Consider the following 15,535-nt stretch of genomic DNA (forward strand, 5'->3'; position numbering starts at 1 on the left):
CATGGCTGTACAGATCCGCAAACTCGATTCCACCCACGACGGTTTCAAGCAGGAGCTGCATGCGCTGCTCGCCTTCGAGGCCGACACCGACGATGCGATCGAAACGGCCGTCGGCCAGATCCTGCGCGACGTCAAGGCGCGCGGCGACGCCGCCGTGCTCGACTACACCAACCGTTTTGATCGCGTCAGTGCTTCCAGCATGGCCGCCTTCGACCTGGCGCAGGACGAGCTGGACGCCGCGCTGGCCGGGCTGCCCCAAGCGCAGCGCGACGCCTTGCAAACGGCCGCCGAACGCATCCGCGTTTTTCACGAGCGCCAGAAGGGGGAACTCAACGGTTTTACCTACACCGAAGCGGATGGCACGGTGCTCGGCCAGCGCGTCACGCCGCTCGACCGCGTCGGCATCTACGTCCCCGGCGGCAAGGCGGCGTATCCATCGTCGGTGCTGATGAATGCGATCCCGGCGCAGGTGGCGGGCGTTCAAGACATCGTGATGGTGGTGCCGACGCCGGACGGCGTCAAAAACCAGATGGTGCTGGCCGCCGCTGCGATTGCCGGCGTGACGCGCGTGATCACCATCGGCGGCGCCCAGGCCGTGGCCGCGCTGGCCTACGGTACCGAGACCATTCCCGCGGTCGACAAGATCGTCGGCCCCGGCAATGCCTATGTCGCCGCCGCCAAGCGCCGCGTGTTCGGCACGGTCGGCATCGACATGATCGCCGGACCATCGGAGATCCTGGTGCTGTGCGACGGCACGACCGATCCCGACTGGGTGGCGATGGACCTGTTCTCGCAGGCCGAGCATGACGAACTGGCGCAGGCGATCATGCTGTGCCCGGACGCCGACTACATCGCGCAGGTCGAGGCCAGCATCCACAAGCTGCTGCCGACCATGCCGCGCGCCGCGACCATCACGACGTCGCTGGGCGACCGCGGCGCATTGATTAAAGTGCGCGACATGGCGGAAGCGTGCGCGATCGCCAACGACATCGCCGCCGAACACCTGGAAATCTCGGCCGAGCACCCGCAGCAGTGGGCCGATAAAATCCGTCACGCCGGCGCCATGTTCCTCGGCCGCTTTTCGTCGGAAGCGCTGGGAGATTATTGCTGCGGTCCGAACCACGTGCTGCCGACCTCGCGCACGGCGCGTTTTTCGTCGCCGCTGGGCGTCTACGATTTCCAGAAGCGCTCGTCGATCCTGCAGGTAAGCGAAGCGGGCGCCCAGACGCTCGGTAAAGTCGCGGCCGAACTGGCGTATGGCGAGGGACTGCAGGCGCACGCGCGCAGCGCAGAACTGCGTATTAAATCCCCGTCATGACTGACTGGGTCAACCGGGTATTCTGCGAGGATGCGCTGGCTGGCCTGGCGCGCATCCCCGATGGCGCCGTTGACCTGATCCTGACCGACCCGCCCTACAATCTCGGCAAGGATTACGGCAACGGCTCCGACCAGCAAAGCGTCGAAGCCTACCTCGCCTGGACCGAGGAGTGGATCGATGCCGCGCTGCCGAAGCTGAAACCGAACGGCAGCCTGTACATCTTCCTCACCTGGCGCTTCGCGCCGGAGATCTTCGTCATGCTGAAAAAGCGCATGACGATGATGAACGAGATCATCTGGGACCGGCGCGTGCCCTCGATGGGCGGCAGCGTGCGCAGTTTTAGCTCAGTGCACGACACCATCGGCTTCTTCGTCAACCGCAAGGATTACTATTTCGACCTCGATGCGGTGCGCATTCCGTATGACGCGGCGACCAAGAAGGCGCGTTCGCGTTCGATTTTCGTCGGCGCCAAGTGGCTCGAGGTCGGCTACAACCCGAAGGATTTGTGGAGCGTGTCGCGCCTGCACCGCGAGCATCCGGAGCGCGCCGATCATCCGACCCAGAAGCCGCTCGAAATTATCGAACGCATGATCAAGGCATCCTGCCCGCCGGGCGGCGTCGTGCTCGATCCGTTCATGGGCAGCGGCACCACGGCGATCGCCGCGCGCAATCTGCAGCGCCAGTACGCCGGCTTCGAACTCAATCCGGAGTACTGCGCCATCATCGACGCGCGCCTGGCCGCACCGGCACCGAGCCCCACCATCAAACAACGCAAGAACATCGCGCGCGCCGCCAAGGCAGTCATCCGCGCCGCCAGCGCCACTACCGAGGAACAAGCATGAGCTCAATCGACAACCTGATCGCCAACGTCATCCGCGAAGACATCCGCGCCATCGGCGCCTACACGGTGCCCGATGCGAGCGGCTTCATCAAGCTCGATGCGATGGAAAACCCGTACGAACTGCCGCGTGCGTTGCGCGCGGAACTGGGCCAGCGCCTGGCCGAGGCCGTGCTGAACCGCTATCCGACCGGCTCGTACGCGACCTTGAAGGAACAGGTGATCGCCAAGCTCGGCATCCCGGCCGGCTACGACGTCATGCTCGGCAACGGGTCGGACGAGCTGATCCAGATCGTCGCCACCACCGTCGCCAACCAGAAGCGGCGCGCCACCATCCTGGCGCCGGTGCCGGCCTTTGTCATGTATTCGCGCTCGGCCCAGTTCGCGGGCGCCGATTTCGTCGGCGTGCCCTTGATCAAGGACTTCTCGCTCGACATGGACGCCATGCTGAAAGCGATCGCCCTGCACCAGCCGGCGGTCGTGTTCCTGGCCTATCCGAACAACCCGACCGGCAACCTGTTCGCGACCGAGGACATCGAAGCGATCCTGCAGGCGCAGGGCGAGCACGGCCTCGTGATCGTGGACGAAGCCTACCAGCCGTTCGCCCGTAAAACCTTCATGGACCGGCTCGGCGACTTCGAGAACCTGGTCGTGATGCGCACCGTGTCCAAGCTGGGCCTGGCCGGCATCCGCCTCGGCTACATGACGGCGGCGCCGCAACTGCTGGCCGAGTTCGAGAAGGTGCGTCCGCCGTATAACGTCAACGTGCTGACCCAGGTGGCGGCCGAGTTCGTGCTCGACCACGTCGAGGTGCTCGACGCGCAGGCGGCCAGCATCAACGACGAGCGCACGCGCCTGGCCGCCGAACTGGCGGCGCTGCCGGGGGTCGAAGTATTTCCATCGGCAGCGAATTTCATCTCGCTGCGGGTGCCGGATGCGGCCGCCGTTTGTGCAAAACTCTTCGAGGCGAAGGTCCTGATTAGAAATTTGAGTAAAATGCATGGATCGCTGGCCAATTGCATCCGTGTCACGGTCAGCACCCCGGAAGAAAATTCCGCATTCCTGAATGCCCTCAAGGCCGCGCTCGCGCAAGCGTAAGCTGCCTTGAACCGACGAGCACCTTTTCATGACCCGCACTGCAGACATCACCCGCAACACCAACGAAACGCAAATCCGCGTCGCGCTCAATCTCGACGGCACTGGCCGCCAGAAACTGAACACCGGCGTGCCCTTCCTCGACCACATGCTCGACCAGATCGCGCGCCACGGCATGATCGACCTGGAAGTCGAGGCCGTGGGTGACCTGCACATCGACGCCCACCACACGGTCGAGGACACCGGCATCACGCTCGGCATGGCGATCGCCAAGGCCGTGGGCGACAAGAAGGGCATGACCCGCTACGGCCATTCCTACGTGCCGCTGGACGAAGCGCTGTCGCGCGTGGTCATCGATTTCTCTGGCCGCCCCGGCCTGGAAATGCACATCCCCTGGACGCGCGCCATGATCGGCACCTTCGACGTCGACCTCACCGGCGAGTTCTTCCGCGGCTTCGTGAACCACGCCGGTGTCACCCTGCACATCGATAACCTGCGCGGCGTGAACGCGCACCACCAGTGCGAGACGGTCTTCAAAGCCTTTGGGCGCGCGCTGCGCATGGCGACCACGCTCGACGAGCGCGCCGCCGGCATCATCCCTTCGACCAAAGGCAGCCTGTAACATGGCCAACAAGATCGTGGTGATCGACGGCATGGGCAACCTGCGCTCGGTAGTGCAGGCGCTGCGCACGGCCGCGCCGGAAGCCGACATCCTGGTCTCGCACCAGCCGGACGACATCGACGCCGCCGACCGCATCGTGCTGCCGGGGCAGGGCGCGATGCGCGACTGCATGCGCAGCCTGCGCGAATCGGGCGGCCAGGAAGCGCTGCTGCGGGCGATGAAGACGCGCCCGACCATGGGCGTCTGCGTCGGCGAACAGATGCTGTTCGACGAGAGCGAAGAAAACGACGGCACGCCGGGCCTGGGCCTGTTGCCTGGCAAGGTCGTGCGCTTTCAACTCGACGGCAAACTGCAAGCGGACGGCTCGCGCTTCAAGGTGCCGCAGATGGGCTGGAACCGCGTCCAGCAGACCCGCGCCCACCCGCTGTGGGATGGCGTCGCCGACGGCAGCTATTTTTACTTTGTACACAGCTATTACGTGGCGCCAGAAGTGGCGGGCGACACCATCGGCGAAGCCGACTACGGCGGCGCCTACACCTGCGCCGTCGCGCGCGATAACATCGTCGCCACCCAGTTCCACCCAGAAAAAAGCGCGGCCGCCGGGCTGCGCCTGTACCGCAATTTCATCCACTGGAATCCGTAGATCTTTTACGCTCACTCCACCGTTCTTCCTACTTAACCGACAACGACCATGCTGCTGATCCCCGCCATCGACCTGAAAGACGGTCACTGCGTTCGCCTCCAACAGGGCGATATGGACCTCGCCACCGTCTTCTCCGAAGACCCCGCCGAAATGGCCCTGCATTGGCTGCAAAAAGGCGCGCGCCGCCTGCACCTGGTCGACCTGAACGGCGCCTTTGCCGGCAAGCCGAAGAACGAGCCGGCCATCAAGTCGATCCTGCAAGTCGTGCAGGAATTCGCCGAAGAAAACGGCATCGACGAAATCCCTGTCCAGCTGGGCGGCGGCATCCGCGACCTCGATACCATCGAGCGCTACCTCGACGACGGCATCACCTACATCATCGTCGGCACCGCCGCCGTGAAAAATCCCGGCTTCCTGCACGACGCCTGCGGCGCCTTCCCCGGTTCGATCATCGTCGGCCTCGATGCCAAGGACGGCAAGGTCGCCACCGACGGCTGGAGCAAGATGTCGGGCCACGAAGTCATCGACCTGGCGCAGAAATTCGAGGGTTATGGCGTCGAATCGATCATCTATACCGACATCGGCCGCGACGGCATGATGGGCGGTATCAACATCGAAGCGACCGTGCGCCTGGCGCAAGCGGTGCGCATTCCGATTATCGCTTCCGGCGGCCTGCACAACCTGGCCGACGTCGAGGCGCTGTGCGCGGTGCAGGACGAAGGCATCGAAGGCGTCATTTGCGGCCGTTCGATCTACGAAGGCACGATCGACCTGGCCTCGGCCCAGGCGCGCGCCGACGAACTGACCGAGGGCGAACAGGCTTAATAGGCCCGGTAAAACTATGCTGGCAAAACGCATCATCCCCTGCCTCGACGTGACCGGCGGGCGCGTCGTCAAGGGCGTCAATTTCACCGAGCTGCGCGACGCCGGCGATCCGGTCGAGATCGCACGCCGCTACGACGGCCAGGGCGCCGACGAAATCACCTTCCTCGACATCACGGCGTCCTCCGACAACCGCGACCTGATCCTGCACATCATCGAAGCGGTCGCCTCGACCGTCTTCATTCCCCTGACCGTCGGCGGCGGCGTGCGCAAGGTCGAAGACGTGCGCCGGCTATTGAACGCTGGCGCCGACAAGGTCAGCATGAACACCTCGGCCGTGCAAAACCCGCAACTGGTGTTCGACGCCGCCCAGAAGCACGGCTCGCAGTGCATCGTGGTGGCGATCGACGCCAAACAGGTCGCACCGGGCAAATGGGAAGTGTTCACCCATGGCGGCCGCAACCCTGCCGGCATGGATGCCGTCGAGTGGGCGATGCGCCTCGAACAGCTGGGCGCCGGCGAACTGCTGCTGACCAGCATGGACCGCGACGGCACCAAGTCCGGTTTCGACCTCGGCCTGACGCGCGCCGTCTCGGACGCGGTCGGCATTCCGGTGATTGCCTCCGGCGGTGTCGGCGGGCTGCAAGACCTGGCCGACGGCGTGCTCGACGGCCATGCCGATGCCGTACTCGCCGCTTCCATTTTCCACTATGGGCAGCACACGGTCGGCGAAGCCAAGCGCTTCATGGCCGAGCGTGGCATCCCGATGCGCCTGGAATGATCATGCCGCATTCGACGACAAGCGCCGCCAACGCGAAATGGCTGAAAAAAGTACGCTGGGACGAGAACGGCCTGGTGCCGGTGATCGCCCAGGAAGCGTCCACCGGCGACATATTGATGTTCGCCTGGATGAACCGCGACGCCCTGGCGCGCACGGTGGAGCTGGGCGAAGCCGTCTACTGGAGCCGCTCGCGCAAGAAACTGTGGCACAAGGGAGAGGAATCGGGCCACACCCAGAAGGTGCTGGAGATGCGCCTCGATTGCGACGAAGACGTGGTGCTGCTCAAGATCGAGCAGGCTGGCGGCATCGCCTGCCATACCGGGCGCCATTCCTGCTTCTTCCAGAAATTCGACGGCGAAGACTGGCAGGCGGTGGAGCCGGTACTGCAGGATCCGGAAACGATTTACACCCATACAAAGAAAACCACATGAGCACGACCCTGGCGCGCGTGGCGCAAACGATCGAATCGCGCAAGCTGGAAAACGGCGGCGACCCGGCGACCTCGTATGTCGCCAAGCTGTTCGCCAAGGGCGACGACGCGATCCTGAAAAAAATCGGAGAGGAAGCCACCGAGACCGTGATGGCGGCGAAAGACGCGCGCGTCTCGGGCGACGCCTCGAAACTGGTGTACGAAGTGGCCGACCTGTGGTTCCATTCGATGGTGCTGCTGGCCAAATTCGACCTGACGCCGCAACAGGTGGTCGACGAACTGGCGCGACGCGAAGGCTTGTCCGGCCTCGCCGAAAAAGCGTCGCGTCAAGAAGATTGATGGAACGCATGGCGTCATTGCGGCGTCATGGTTCTCATATAAGATGGTTCGGATTGCCCTGCGGCCTGTATTGCCGCAGCAACGGAAACTGGAGACAAGATGGACAACTGCATTTTTTGCAAGATTGCTGCCAAGCAGATCCCGGCACAGGTTGTGTATGAAGACGATGAGGTGCTGGCGTTCAGGGACATCAACCCGGCGGCACCGGTGCACCTGCTGGTCATTCCAAAACAGCATGTCGACACCCTGTCCGACGTGACCGACGCACACACGGCCGTGCTCGGCAAAATGCTGGCGCTGGCGCCGAAACTCGCCGCCGAACACGGCGTGGCGGTGACGCGCGGTGCCGACGGCAAGGCGGGCGGCGGCTTCAAAACCCTGATCAACAGCGGTCCGAATGGCGGGCAGGAAGTCTATCACCTGCACATGCACGTGTATGGCGGTGCGCGGCCGTGGCGCGGCCTGGGCACCTGACACTTTTACTAAGCTGCTACTAAGCGTCGGGAGCGCCTGCATGGCTTATACTGGCAAAATAAGTGGCGCAGTATGTTTCAACTACGCTTCAATGATTGCGGGCGCATGCGCCCACTGAGGAGATCAAAATGGGTTCGATGAGCATTTGGCACTGGGTAATCGTGCTGGTCGTGGTGGTGCTGTTGTTCGGTACCAAGAAGCTGGGCAATGTCGGCTCCGACATCGGCAAGGCCGTCAAAGGTTTCAAGGATGGCGTGAAGGGCGAAGAGGAAAAGACGACGACCACCACGACGACGCCGCCGGTGCACCCGAGCCAGGTCGCGGACAAATCGACGATCGACGTCGAGACCCGCGAAAAGCACCGTTCGTAATCCGGTCGCCGCCGTATGATCGACCTGGGACTGTCGAAGATCGCCATCATCGGTGTGGTGGCGCTGATCGTGATCGGCCCTGAAAAGCTGCCGAAGGTGGCGCGCATGGCCGGCACCCTATACGGCCGCGCCCAGCGCTACCTGCACGACGTCAAGTCCGAGGTCAGCCGCGAGATCCAGCTCGACGAGCTGCGCAACCTGCAGAAGGAAGTGGCCGACAGCGCCGCCGAATTCCAGTCGGACGTCGAGCACCACCTGTCGAGCAGCGTGCAGGAAGTCGAAGCCGCCTGGCGCGGCGACATCCAGCCGAGCGCCCCCGCGCCGATCGCCAGCATGGATAACCTCGAGCGCAAGGCGAAAGATTTCCGCCGCAAGAAGCTGGTGCGCAGCTCCGCCGTGCCGGCCTGGTACAAGCACCGCACCGGCAGCAAGACCCGGGTATTGTCGGGCGCCGCGCGCGTGCGCAAGTTCCGGCCCGGTACCAAATCCAATTCCTCATTCTTTTAAATGACAGACGAAGCGCCAGTCGAAGAAACCTTCATCTCCCACCTCGTCGAACTGCGCGATCGCCTGGTCAAGGCCATCATCGGTGTGGCGATCGTCTGCATCGGGCTGTTCGTCTGGCCGGGGCCGAAGGAAATCTATGACTTCCTCGCGATGCCGATGATCGCATCGCTGCCGCCGGGTGCGCAGATGATCGCGACCGGCGTCGTATCGCCCTTCCTGGTGCCGATGAAGGTGACCCTGATGGTGGCGCTGATCGTGGCGCTGCCCTGGGTGTTCTACCAGATGTGGGCCTTCGTCGCCCCCGGCCTGTACGCGCACGAAAAGCGCCTGGTGCTGCCGCTGGTGATCTCGTCCTCGCTGCTGTTCATCGGCGGCGTCGCGTTCTGCTACTTCTTCGTGTTCGGACGCGTATTCCACTTCATCGCCGCCTTCGCGCCGGACTCGATCGCCGTGATGCCCGACATCGAAAACTACCTCGATTTCGTGATGTCGATGTGCCTCGCCTTTGGCGCCACCTTCGAGGTGCCGGTGGTGGTGGTGATCCTGGTGCGCATGGGGATCGTCAGCATCGACAAGCTGAAGTCGATCCGTCCCTACCTGATCGTCGGCGCCTTCGTCATCGCCGCCATCGTCACGCCACCGGACGTGGTCAGCCAGCTGGCGCTGGCCATTCCGATGTGCCTGCTGTTCGAACTGGGTTTGCTGGTCGCGCCGATGTTCGTCAAGATGACGCAGGCGCCGGAAGAGCCGGCCTGATCAACTGATCAACTGATCACATGGCATGAAGCCGGGCTTGCCCGGCTTTTTTTATGCGGCCTTCATGGCGCGGACGTGCTCCAGCAGCGCATTCTCGCGGCCGGCGGCCACCAGCTGCGCCGGCGTGCTGCCCTCGAAGGCGGCCAGCGGCGCTTCCATCCAGCTGCTGGCCGCCTCCTCGCTGCCCAACACGCGCCGGGCTTCGTGCATGATCGCGTAATACGCCTGCGCCTTGCGCGACTGTTGCTGGAAGCGTTCGCGCAGGGCGGTCAGTGAATCGGGGGTGAGTGGGGCGTCCTGGGTCATGAGCGTCGGGTGATAGGGGTGAAACGCGTATTCTACCTGCGCCGCTGGCGTGTCCACACGCGGCGCGGCGGCTGCCTGAACGCGTGGGCGGCGTCACCGCCAACGGTATGCATGCATCCGGGTGCAGCCGTCCACCCTACGGGTCTGCGCGGCGTCCTTCCAAATATGAACGTTGCATGTGCCGAAGGGGCGTAGGGTGGACGGCCCCACCCTGAACGTTGCGACCACGCGGCGTGAACGCCGTCCACGCGTTTAACCGGCGGCCATAAAAAAAGCCGGCCCGACGTATGCCGGGCCGGCTTTCATTCATTCACCCCTGTACGCTCAGGTGCCGGTGCACTGCGGCAGCGAGCGGCGCGTGTTCAGCAGCGTGGCGCTGTCTCCCTCGGATGGCGTGTTGTTGGTGAACTTGCAGCCATACTTCGGATCGGCCACCACCGCCGGCGTCAGGACGTCGTCGCCTTCCGGTTTCACGCCTTGCTGCTCCCATTTCACCATCGCGTCAAAGGCGGCGACCTGCTCGGCGATCGTGAAGTCGCAGTGGCTGATGCCGCGGATGGCGCGCTGGACCAGCAGGTTCGAGGTGCCGAGCGCGTCGGCGCGGCGCTTATAGATCTGCTCCATTTTGAAGGGTACGTACATGTCGCCCAGGGTGTGGATCGTCACCACCGGCACCTTGATCTGGGCGTTCGTTTTCGGGATCCAGCGCAGGCCGTCGCGGCGCAGGCGGTTCGCCTCCGCCGAACCCTGGACGCGGTAGATCGACGCGTTATATGCCTGTTCCGCGGCGCTCACGGCGGGGTCGCCGTCGAGCTGGTAGACGATGTCGCGGGTCGACACCAGGTCTTCGTTGAGGATGCCGTTGACTTTGCCGTCGCGTCCAAACGTGCCCCAGACCGTGGCTTGCAGGGGGCTGGCGTAGGCGTAGTCGAACAGCGGACGCGGGCCGCCGGTCAGGTTCTGGACGATCTGTTTCAGACGCATCGCTTCCGTGGTCGGCGCGGTGACGCTCGGGAAGGTAGTGAACATTTTCGCCTGCACCTGCGGGCCGATGGTCGCCCAGTTCGCCACTGGCCAGCTGGTCGCCGGCATGCCGGCTTCCTGCATCGCGGCGGTCTGGTAGGCGGCGAAATAATCGAATAGTTCGGTGTCGCCCAGCACGCCGCACATCGGCACGGCGCCGTTGTAGCGGATGCGGTTGACGGCGGTGGCGATGTTTTCCTCGTCGACCGCGGCGGCCGAGATATGCCCGCCCATCGACACGCCGGTGATGTAGGTTTTAAAAGGCGCGGCCAGGGTGCGGCCGTTCTGGCGCGCGATGCCGACAAAGGCGATCGCCAGCGCGTTGGTGTCTTCCACGCCGGCGCGCACGTCATAGTAATTCTTGCTGTAGCTGGACGCCGCCCAGGCATAGCCCTGGCTCAGCAGGTGGCGCCGGATCGCCGGCGGCGACACCGACAGGTTGGCGCCTTCGCCCGCGTAGCCGTGCGCATACATCACCAGCATGCCGTTCCAGTTCTTCGGCACCTCGATCTGATAACTGGCATTATTCAGGACGCCCGCCCAGCGGTCGGTCTCGGGGCTGCCTGCGAGGGCAGCAAAGGTCGTCGCCGTCTGCACCACCGAGAAGGTGCGCGCATCCTGGGCGCGGGTCGATTCCGGCGCCACCGCGACGGGGATTGGTGTCACGGTCGCTTGCGGCGCGCGCGCCGGCGTGTCGTCGCTGCCGCCGCAGGCGGACAGGACGAGCGTCGCCAGCAGCGGCGAAATGAAGCGGCGTGATGCAAAAATGCTGAGCTGCTTGTTCATCGATTGTCTCCATAAATATTGTTTTGCACAGCGAAACCTGAGTCCGCGTGGTGGTTTTCATTCTAGAGTTAAATACGGAACAATGTAAGCGAAGCATGATTGCGTGACTGGGCCGCAACGCTTGCAGTAAGCGCGGCGAAAAAAACCGGGGCCTGGGCCCCGGCAATGTGGTGCGCCTGACGGATTACGGGCAATTGCCGATGACGTAGTAGCCAGCCGCGGTCTGCGCCAGCGTGGCCGTATAAAAGGTGTTGTTCAGGCCCATGTTCTGGTTCGAGCCATTCGCCAGCGCATAGCCGCCGCTGTTGTGGGCGCGTCCGGCCTGCACATGGGCGTAGTTGCTGGCGGTCGTTGCCGTGCATACGAAGCCGGAGGTGGTGCTGGCCGTGATGCCGGCCGAACGTGCGCTCTCCACGCCGCCATTGCCGAGCGCCGAGACCTGGTAGCTGTAGCTGGTGGATGCAGCCAGGCCGCCATCGGTATAGCCGGTGGACGTCAGCGCGGCGGCGTTCACCTTGCTGCCGTTGCGGTAGACGTTGTAGCCGATGGCGCCGTTCGACGCGTTCCAGGTCAGTGCGATGCTGCTGGCGGTGCGCGCGCCGGCCGCGAGGTTGGCGGGCGCCTGCAGCGCCGGCGGGCTGCCGACCAGGAACTGGGCGATGTTGCAGGCGGCCGAGGTCAGCCCGCTGGCGCTGTCGGTAGCCGTCACGCTGCCGCTGTAATACCCGTCGGCGCGTGCCGTATAGGTTTTACTGAAACCCGCGCCGCTACCGACGGTCGCGTCATTCACCGGGCTCGGTCCGTTCAAGACCACCTTGTAGCTGCCGATGGTACCGGCAGTGCTGCTCGCTGCGCCATTCACGGTGATGCTGGAACCGGAGACGCCGGCGCTGCAGGACACCATCGCCGGCGGCGCCACCTGCGCCACGCGTAGGTTGTTCTTGAACCAGAAGTCCATCACGAAGGCCGGATAATTCACCTTGGTGGCGTCGACGTAATTGCTGTTCTGGCCGCCCGTGCCGGCCGGCCAGGCATGGCCCATGCCGCTGACCGTGATCTCCGAGGTGCGCAGCTTGCCGTTAGCATCCGTGTAGGGGATGTTGCTGCCGCCTCCCGCCACGCTCACGGCCGCGCCTTTGGTAAATGTGCCGCCATAGGCCATGCGCATGGCCGCCGCGTCGAGCGGGCCGTAACCTTGCGCCACCGTGTAGTCATTGGTACCCCAGATGACGCCGGCGATTTGGGTGGCGAACTGGGAGACGTTGGCGCCGGCCAGGTTCTTGCAGTTGTTGGCGGCAGTAGTCGCCGTGTACCCGGACGGCACCGCGCCGATCTGCAGGGTCGATACGCCCGGCGGCGGGCCGGCATTGATGCCGATGCCGGCGAAAATGTCCGGCGCCAGGCAGCCCATCACCATGGTCTGGGCGCCGCCCGAGGACAAGCCGGCGACATACACCTGCTTCGGGTCGATCGCGTACTGCGGGTTGCTGACAAAACGGTTGATGAGGTCGAGCAGCACCCCTGAATGGCCGCTGCTGCGGCTGTGCGTGCTCTTCGCCCAGTCCCAGCAGTGCGAGCCGTACAGGTTGCCGGTGGCGTTCGGCGCCAGGATCACGGCGCCGTACTGGTCGGCCACGCTTTTCCAGTTATAACCTTTGTCGGCGCTTGAATCGATGACGTCGCCGGCGGCGGTTTGCGCGCAACCGTGCAGCACCAGCACCAGTGCGCGCTTGCCGGCCAGCGTGGGGTTGGTGGCCGGCCAGTAGTAATAGCCGGTGAGGGCGCCGCCGTTGACGCTGTCGCTGGCCCAGGTCTGGTTGCCGGACCAGGCGCCGGGTCCGGCCTGAACCTGGGCGTGCGCGGCGCTGCAGGGAGCGAGTGCGGCCAGCAGGGTAGCCGTGACGGCCGCCCGTTTGAAGAGGGATGTCATATTTGAAGTCTCCGTTGCGTAAGCACTGCAAAAAGCCCGGACGTGAGGACGCGACGGCGTCACTGGGAGCGCGCCGGGATCGGTGACACGGAAAAGCAGGCAGCTTGCGACTGAACGCTAGGAGGCGGGCGAGGGAAGGAAGTTCATGGCTTGTCTCCGCTGTCGGTATAGTTATTACGACTTATTGCGACGGGAAATCGCCAGGATATTCTAGGCTTTGAATCGATGCGCACAAGCGGCGCGCAGGCACGCCGTTTGTGCGGTTTTGCACAGCGCGGCCGCCGAGGCTGGCGCCGCTCAGTTGGTCTTCAGCAGGCCGCCATTACCCATGCCGCCCGCGACTGAGTGCGCCTTGTAGCTACACAGTCTTCATGAGCTTTTTATAAATTCTAACTACTCAATAGAACGTTCTGAATTAGCTAAGACAATTCTAAATATCATATCACTATAAGAAGGAATTCAAATATTTATAGCTCCTCTGGGTGCCATTTTTCTTTGTATGCTGCAAACCAACGATCGCCATCGACCGTTTTGATAGGCATAGCAATAAATAACTTCCTCCAGACTAGCTCGCCAATTTTAAGGTCATTTCGTGCGAGTTCACCGGCAATTTCCCCAAGCACAGTTGGAATTTCCGCTTCAACAGCTGCCGACATAAAGCGTTCACCTACGCAAAGTTCTGTAGCAGTGCGCATAACTCCAACTGTGCGGCCAACTGCTCGATCGGGAAGCCTGCTTAGTGCATATATAATTGGGTATCCGAGAAGGCGCCAGCCTAGTGCTCCTGGCACAGGAAATATGCGCACCCTATTAAACCAGAAAGCCAAAACAGCCGAAATGCTTTCAATTTCAGATCGGTCATCTTGCAACATATCAGTTAATAGCTGACCCATATGTTCTATTAGCTCAGACGGCGTTTTTTGTGGATTCGTGAGTGCGCGAAACAATATGATGAATGGTTCATGTCTTCCAAAGAAGTCTAATCGATCCTCGGCGCCTAGGTGCTTCCCACTTTCCATCGCGTCTATGAGCGATGCGACCAAATATCGGTTTTTTACATTTATACCAATGTTCCATGCGACCAGTTGAGAAAGCGCACCCACCACGTCTGAAACAGATATAATCCCTTCGCCATCTGCTAAAGAAAGTAAATCTGTTGTGCAAAAATCAATAACATTCTTAGCTTCGCGTCTATGCAGCATTCTTAATGCTGAGTCGTCACAATACACAGACCATCGCCCCGTCTGGGCAAGTTGAAGATAATCCTTAACAACCATTGATGGATGTACGACGGCATTTTTCGGAAAATTGGAATTTGGTTGTTCAATTTGATTAACCCATCTGTTGATGCTTGCAAGAATTGACTTGGCAAAACCAGCGCCAACGCCTCCTAATAAATTATTTGCATGTTGGCTAATAAACGAGATCGTCTGTTTTGGTATTGCAATAAGTGGAAATAGATCAAAAATCCGGTCGAATAGAGAAAGAGAATCTAGAACAAGGAGCGTCGTTAAATCTAATATTGGTACATCTCGAAGCAGGTTCCGGGTGTTCATGCTGTCAGTGGGGATTACGGACTGCAAGTGGAGCTGCTTGTCTTCGTCCTTAGACTGTTTAGTGATCGCCCACAAGTCAAAAGCATTGCCAATATAATGGATAGCATAGCCAGGACGCAAAATATAAGGAACGACTGCATCCCCAGACTTAAGCTGCCGTTCCCGATCTTCAAACTCTTTTAAACGTTTTCTTGAGTTGTCTACGATTGGATCCAAAAATTGATGCGCATCATCAGAAATGTGCAAAGTTGTTTCCGGTATTTCAAATTTGCGAAAGAGTCGTGATTCTGGCCAAGCTTTGGAAAATATATTTACTCTGGCAGAAAAATCATCGTTAGCAGCATCGTCAATTTCAGATCTGCTTAGTTTTGCTGCCATGAAGAGGTTTAGAAACATCCCTTCCTCATTTTCACTTGATCTGTCGGCAACTCTTGCCACCTCGGCTATAAGTCGGCGTGCCGTTGTATGATCACCTTCCTGAATGTACAACAGAGTGCGTAACCGTAGAAATTCTAAACGATCAGCGCGGCTTACGTTTGTTGCCAATAGCTTGTCTAATACCTGCCGGACACATTCGATTCTGCCTAAGCGAAGTGCAATTGCCATGTAGTTGTGAAGAGTAACTACTCGATCGTCACCAGCAGCCAGCGCGCGTTCCAATACTGAAAACGCTGCGCCTGTTCGTCCCAACATCTCTTCTGAGACTGCCAATAGGGAGAGTAAGCGTTGATCATCACCGAATCTATCAATTGCGCTCTGCGCTGCTGAAGATGCTTCTTGCCATCGTTCGAGCGTTGAAAAAGCATGGATTTCGCGCACGGCTTCTGATTGGGTAAGAAGCGCGTGCTGCCGAAGCAGGCGAGCTAAGTGTAGTGGTCAAGTAATTTCGGACACGACGATAAGTTCTTTCTCTGCCATTGTGCGTTCATAGACGCTGG

General features: G+C 61.5%; 17 protein-coding genes. 13 read left to right on the forward strand and 4 right to left on the reverse strand.

Annotation, left to right across the window (positions count from 1 at the left end):
• Nucleotide 1 precedes the first annotated feature (1 nt).
• The 13 genes from hisD (at nucleotide 2) to tatC (ending at nucleotide 8,996) form a co-directional block, all read left to right on the forward strand.
• A complete protein-coding gene (gene hisD, locus IFT60_RS21890) occupies nucleotides 2-1,318 on the forward strand; it encodes a histidinol dehydrogenase (protein ID WP_192055695.1) in 1,317 nt (438 codons plus the stop codon).
• Nucleotides 1,315-2,160 (forward strand): DNA-methyltransferase, encoded by an 846-nt coding sequence (locus tag IFT60_RS21895; RefSeq protein ID WP_192055697.1) that lies wholly within the window; start codon nucleotides 1,315-1,317, stop codon nucleotides 2,158-2,160. Before hisD ends, IFT60_RS21895 begins: the two co-directional genes overlap by 4 nt.
• Complete coding sequence (hisC, locus tag IFT60_RS21900; protein WP_192055700.1) at nucleotides 2,157-3,254, forward strand: histidinol-phosphate transaminase; 1,098 nt, start codon at nucleotides 2,157-2,159, stop codon at nucleotides 3,252-3,254. Before IFT60_RS21895 ends, hisC begins: the two co-directional genes overlap by 4 nt.
• A gap of 28 nt (nucleotides 3,255-3,282) precedes the next feature.
• Nucleotides 3,283-3,873, forward strand: a complete 591-nt coding sequence (hisB, locus tag IFT60_RS21905) for an imidazoleglycerol-phosphate dehydratase HisB (protein WP_056341024.1) — start codon at nucleotides 3,283-3,285, stop codon at nucleotides 3,871-3,873.
• Between the two features lies 1 nt (nucleotide 3,874).
• Entirely contained in the window at nucleotides 3,875-4,516 is a 642-nt protein-coding gene (gene hisH, locus IFT60_RS21910; RefSeq protein WP_192055702.1) for an imidazole glycerol phosphate synthase subunit HisH, read from the forward strand.
• 48 nt (nucleotides 4,517-4,564) lie between these two features.
• A complete protein-coding gene (gene hisA / locus IFT60_RS21915; protein WP_192055704.1) occupies nucleotides 4,565-5,341 on the forward strand; it encodes a 1-(5-phosphoribosyl)-5-[(5-phosphoribosylamino)methylideneamino]imidazole-4-carboxamide isomerase in 777 nt (258 codons plus the stop codon).
• Nucleotides 5,342-5,357: 16 nt separating this feature from the next.
• A complete protein-coding gene (gene hisF / locus IFT60_RS21920; protein ID WP_192055707.1) occupies nucleotides 5,358-6,119 on the forward strand; it encodes an imidazole glycerol phosphate synthase subunit HisF in 762 nt (253 codons plus the stop codon).
• A 2-nt stretch (nucleotides 6,120-6,121) separates the two neighbouring features.
• On the forward strand, nucleotides 6,122-6,550 hold the full coding sequence (hisI, locus tag IFT60_RS21925; protein WP_192055709.1) for a phosphoribosyl-AMP cyclohydrolase: 429 nt from the start codon (nucleotides 6,122-6,124) through the stop codon (nucleotides 6,548-6,550).
• On the forward strand, nucleotides 6,547-6,888 hold the full coding sequence (locus IFT60_RS21930) for a phosphoribosyl-ATP diphosphatase (RefSeq protein ID WP_192055712.1): 342 nt from the start codon (nucleotides 6,547-6,549) through the stop codon (nucleotides 6,886-6,888). The genes hisI and IFT60_RS21930 overlap by 4 nt, the downstream gene beginning before the upstream one ends.
• 99 nt (nucleotides 6,889-6,987) lie before the next feature.
• A complete protein-coding gene (locus tag IFT60_RS21935) occupies nucleotides 6,988-7,362 on the forward strand; it encodes a histidine triad nucleotide-binding protein (protein ID WP_192055714.1) in 375 nt (124 codons plus the stop codon).
• A gap of 128 nt (nucleotides 7,363-7,490) precedes the next feature.
• Nucleotides 7,491-7,733, forward strand: a complete 243-nt coding sequence (gene tatA / locus IFT60_RS21940; RefSeq protein ID WP_192055716.1) for a Sec-independent protein translocase subunit TatA — start codon at nucleotides 7,491-7,493, stop codon at nucleotides 7,731-7,733.
• Between the two features lie 15 nt (nucleotides 7,734-7,748).
• The gene (gene tatB, locus IFT60_RS21945; RefSeq protein ID WP_192055719.1) at nucleotides 7,749-8,240 is read left to right on the forward strand and encodes a Sec-independent protein translocase protein TatB; all 492 of its coding nucleotides are present in this window, start codon (nucleotides 7,749-7,751) and stop codon (nucleotides 8,238-8,240) included.
• Complete coding sequence (gene tatC / locus IFT60_RS21950; RefSeq protein WP_192055720.1) at nucleotides 8,241-8,996, forward strand: twin-arginine translocase subunit TatC; 756 nt, start codon at nucleotides 8,241-8,243, stop codon at nucleotides 8,994-8,996. It abuts the gene before it with no gap.
• A gap of 51 nt (nucleotides 8,997-9,047) precedes the next feature.
• Here tatC and IFT60_RS21955 read toward each other — a convergent pair whose 3' ends face one another.
• From IFT60_RS21955 to IFT60_RS21970, 4 genes are all read right to left on the reverse strand, one after another.
• Nucleotides 9,048-9,302, reverse strand: a complete 255-nt coding sequence (locus tag IFT60_RS21955) for an antitoxin Xre/MbcA/ParS toxin-binding domain-containing protein (RefSeq protein ID WP_229511078.1) — start codon at nucleotides 9,300-9,302, stop codon at nucleotides 9,048-9,050.
• A 324-nt stretch (nucleotides 9,303-9,626) separates the two neighbouring features.
• The gene (locus IFT60_RS21960) at nucleotides 9,627-11,111 is read right to left on the reverse strand and encodes an alpha/beta hydrolase (protein WP_192055722.1); all 1,485 of its coding nucleotides are present in this window, start codon (nucleotides 11,109-11,111) and stop codon (nucleotides 9,627-9,629) included.
• Nucleotides 11,112-11,295: 184 nt separating this feature from the next.
• Nucleotides 11,296-13,041, reverse strand: coding sequence for an extracellular catalytic domain type 1 short-chain-length polyhydroxyalkanoate depolymerase (locus IFT60_RS21965; protein WP_192055725.1), 1,746 nt, complete (start codon nucleotides 13,039-13,041; stop codon nucleotides 11,296-11,298).
• Between the two features lie 467 nt (nucleotides 13,042-13,508).
• Entirely contained in the window at nucleotides 13,509-15,416 is a 1,908-nt protein-coding gene (locus IFT60_RS21970; protein WP_192055727.1) for a hypothetical protein, read from the reverse strand.
• Nucleotides 15,417-15,535 lie beyond the last annotated feature (119 nt).

The sequence above is a fragment of the Massilia sp. CFBP 13721 genome (genome assembly GCF_014842025.1).
Classification (GTDB): domain Bacteria; phylum Pseudomonadota; class Gammaproteobacteria; order Burkholderiales; family Burkholderiaceae_D; genus Telluria.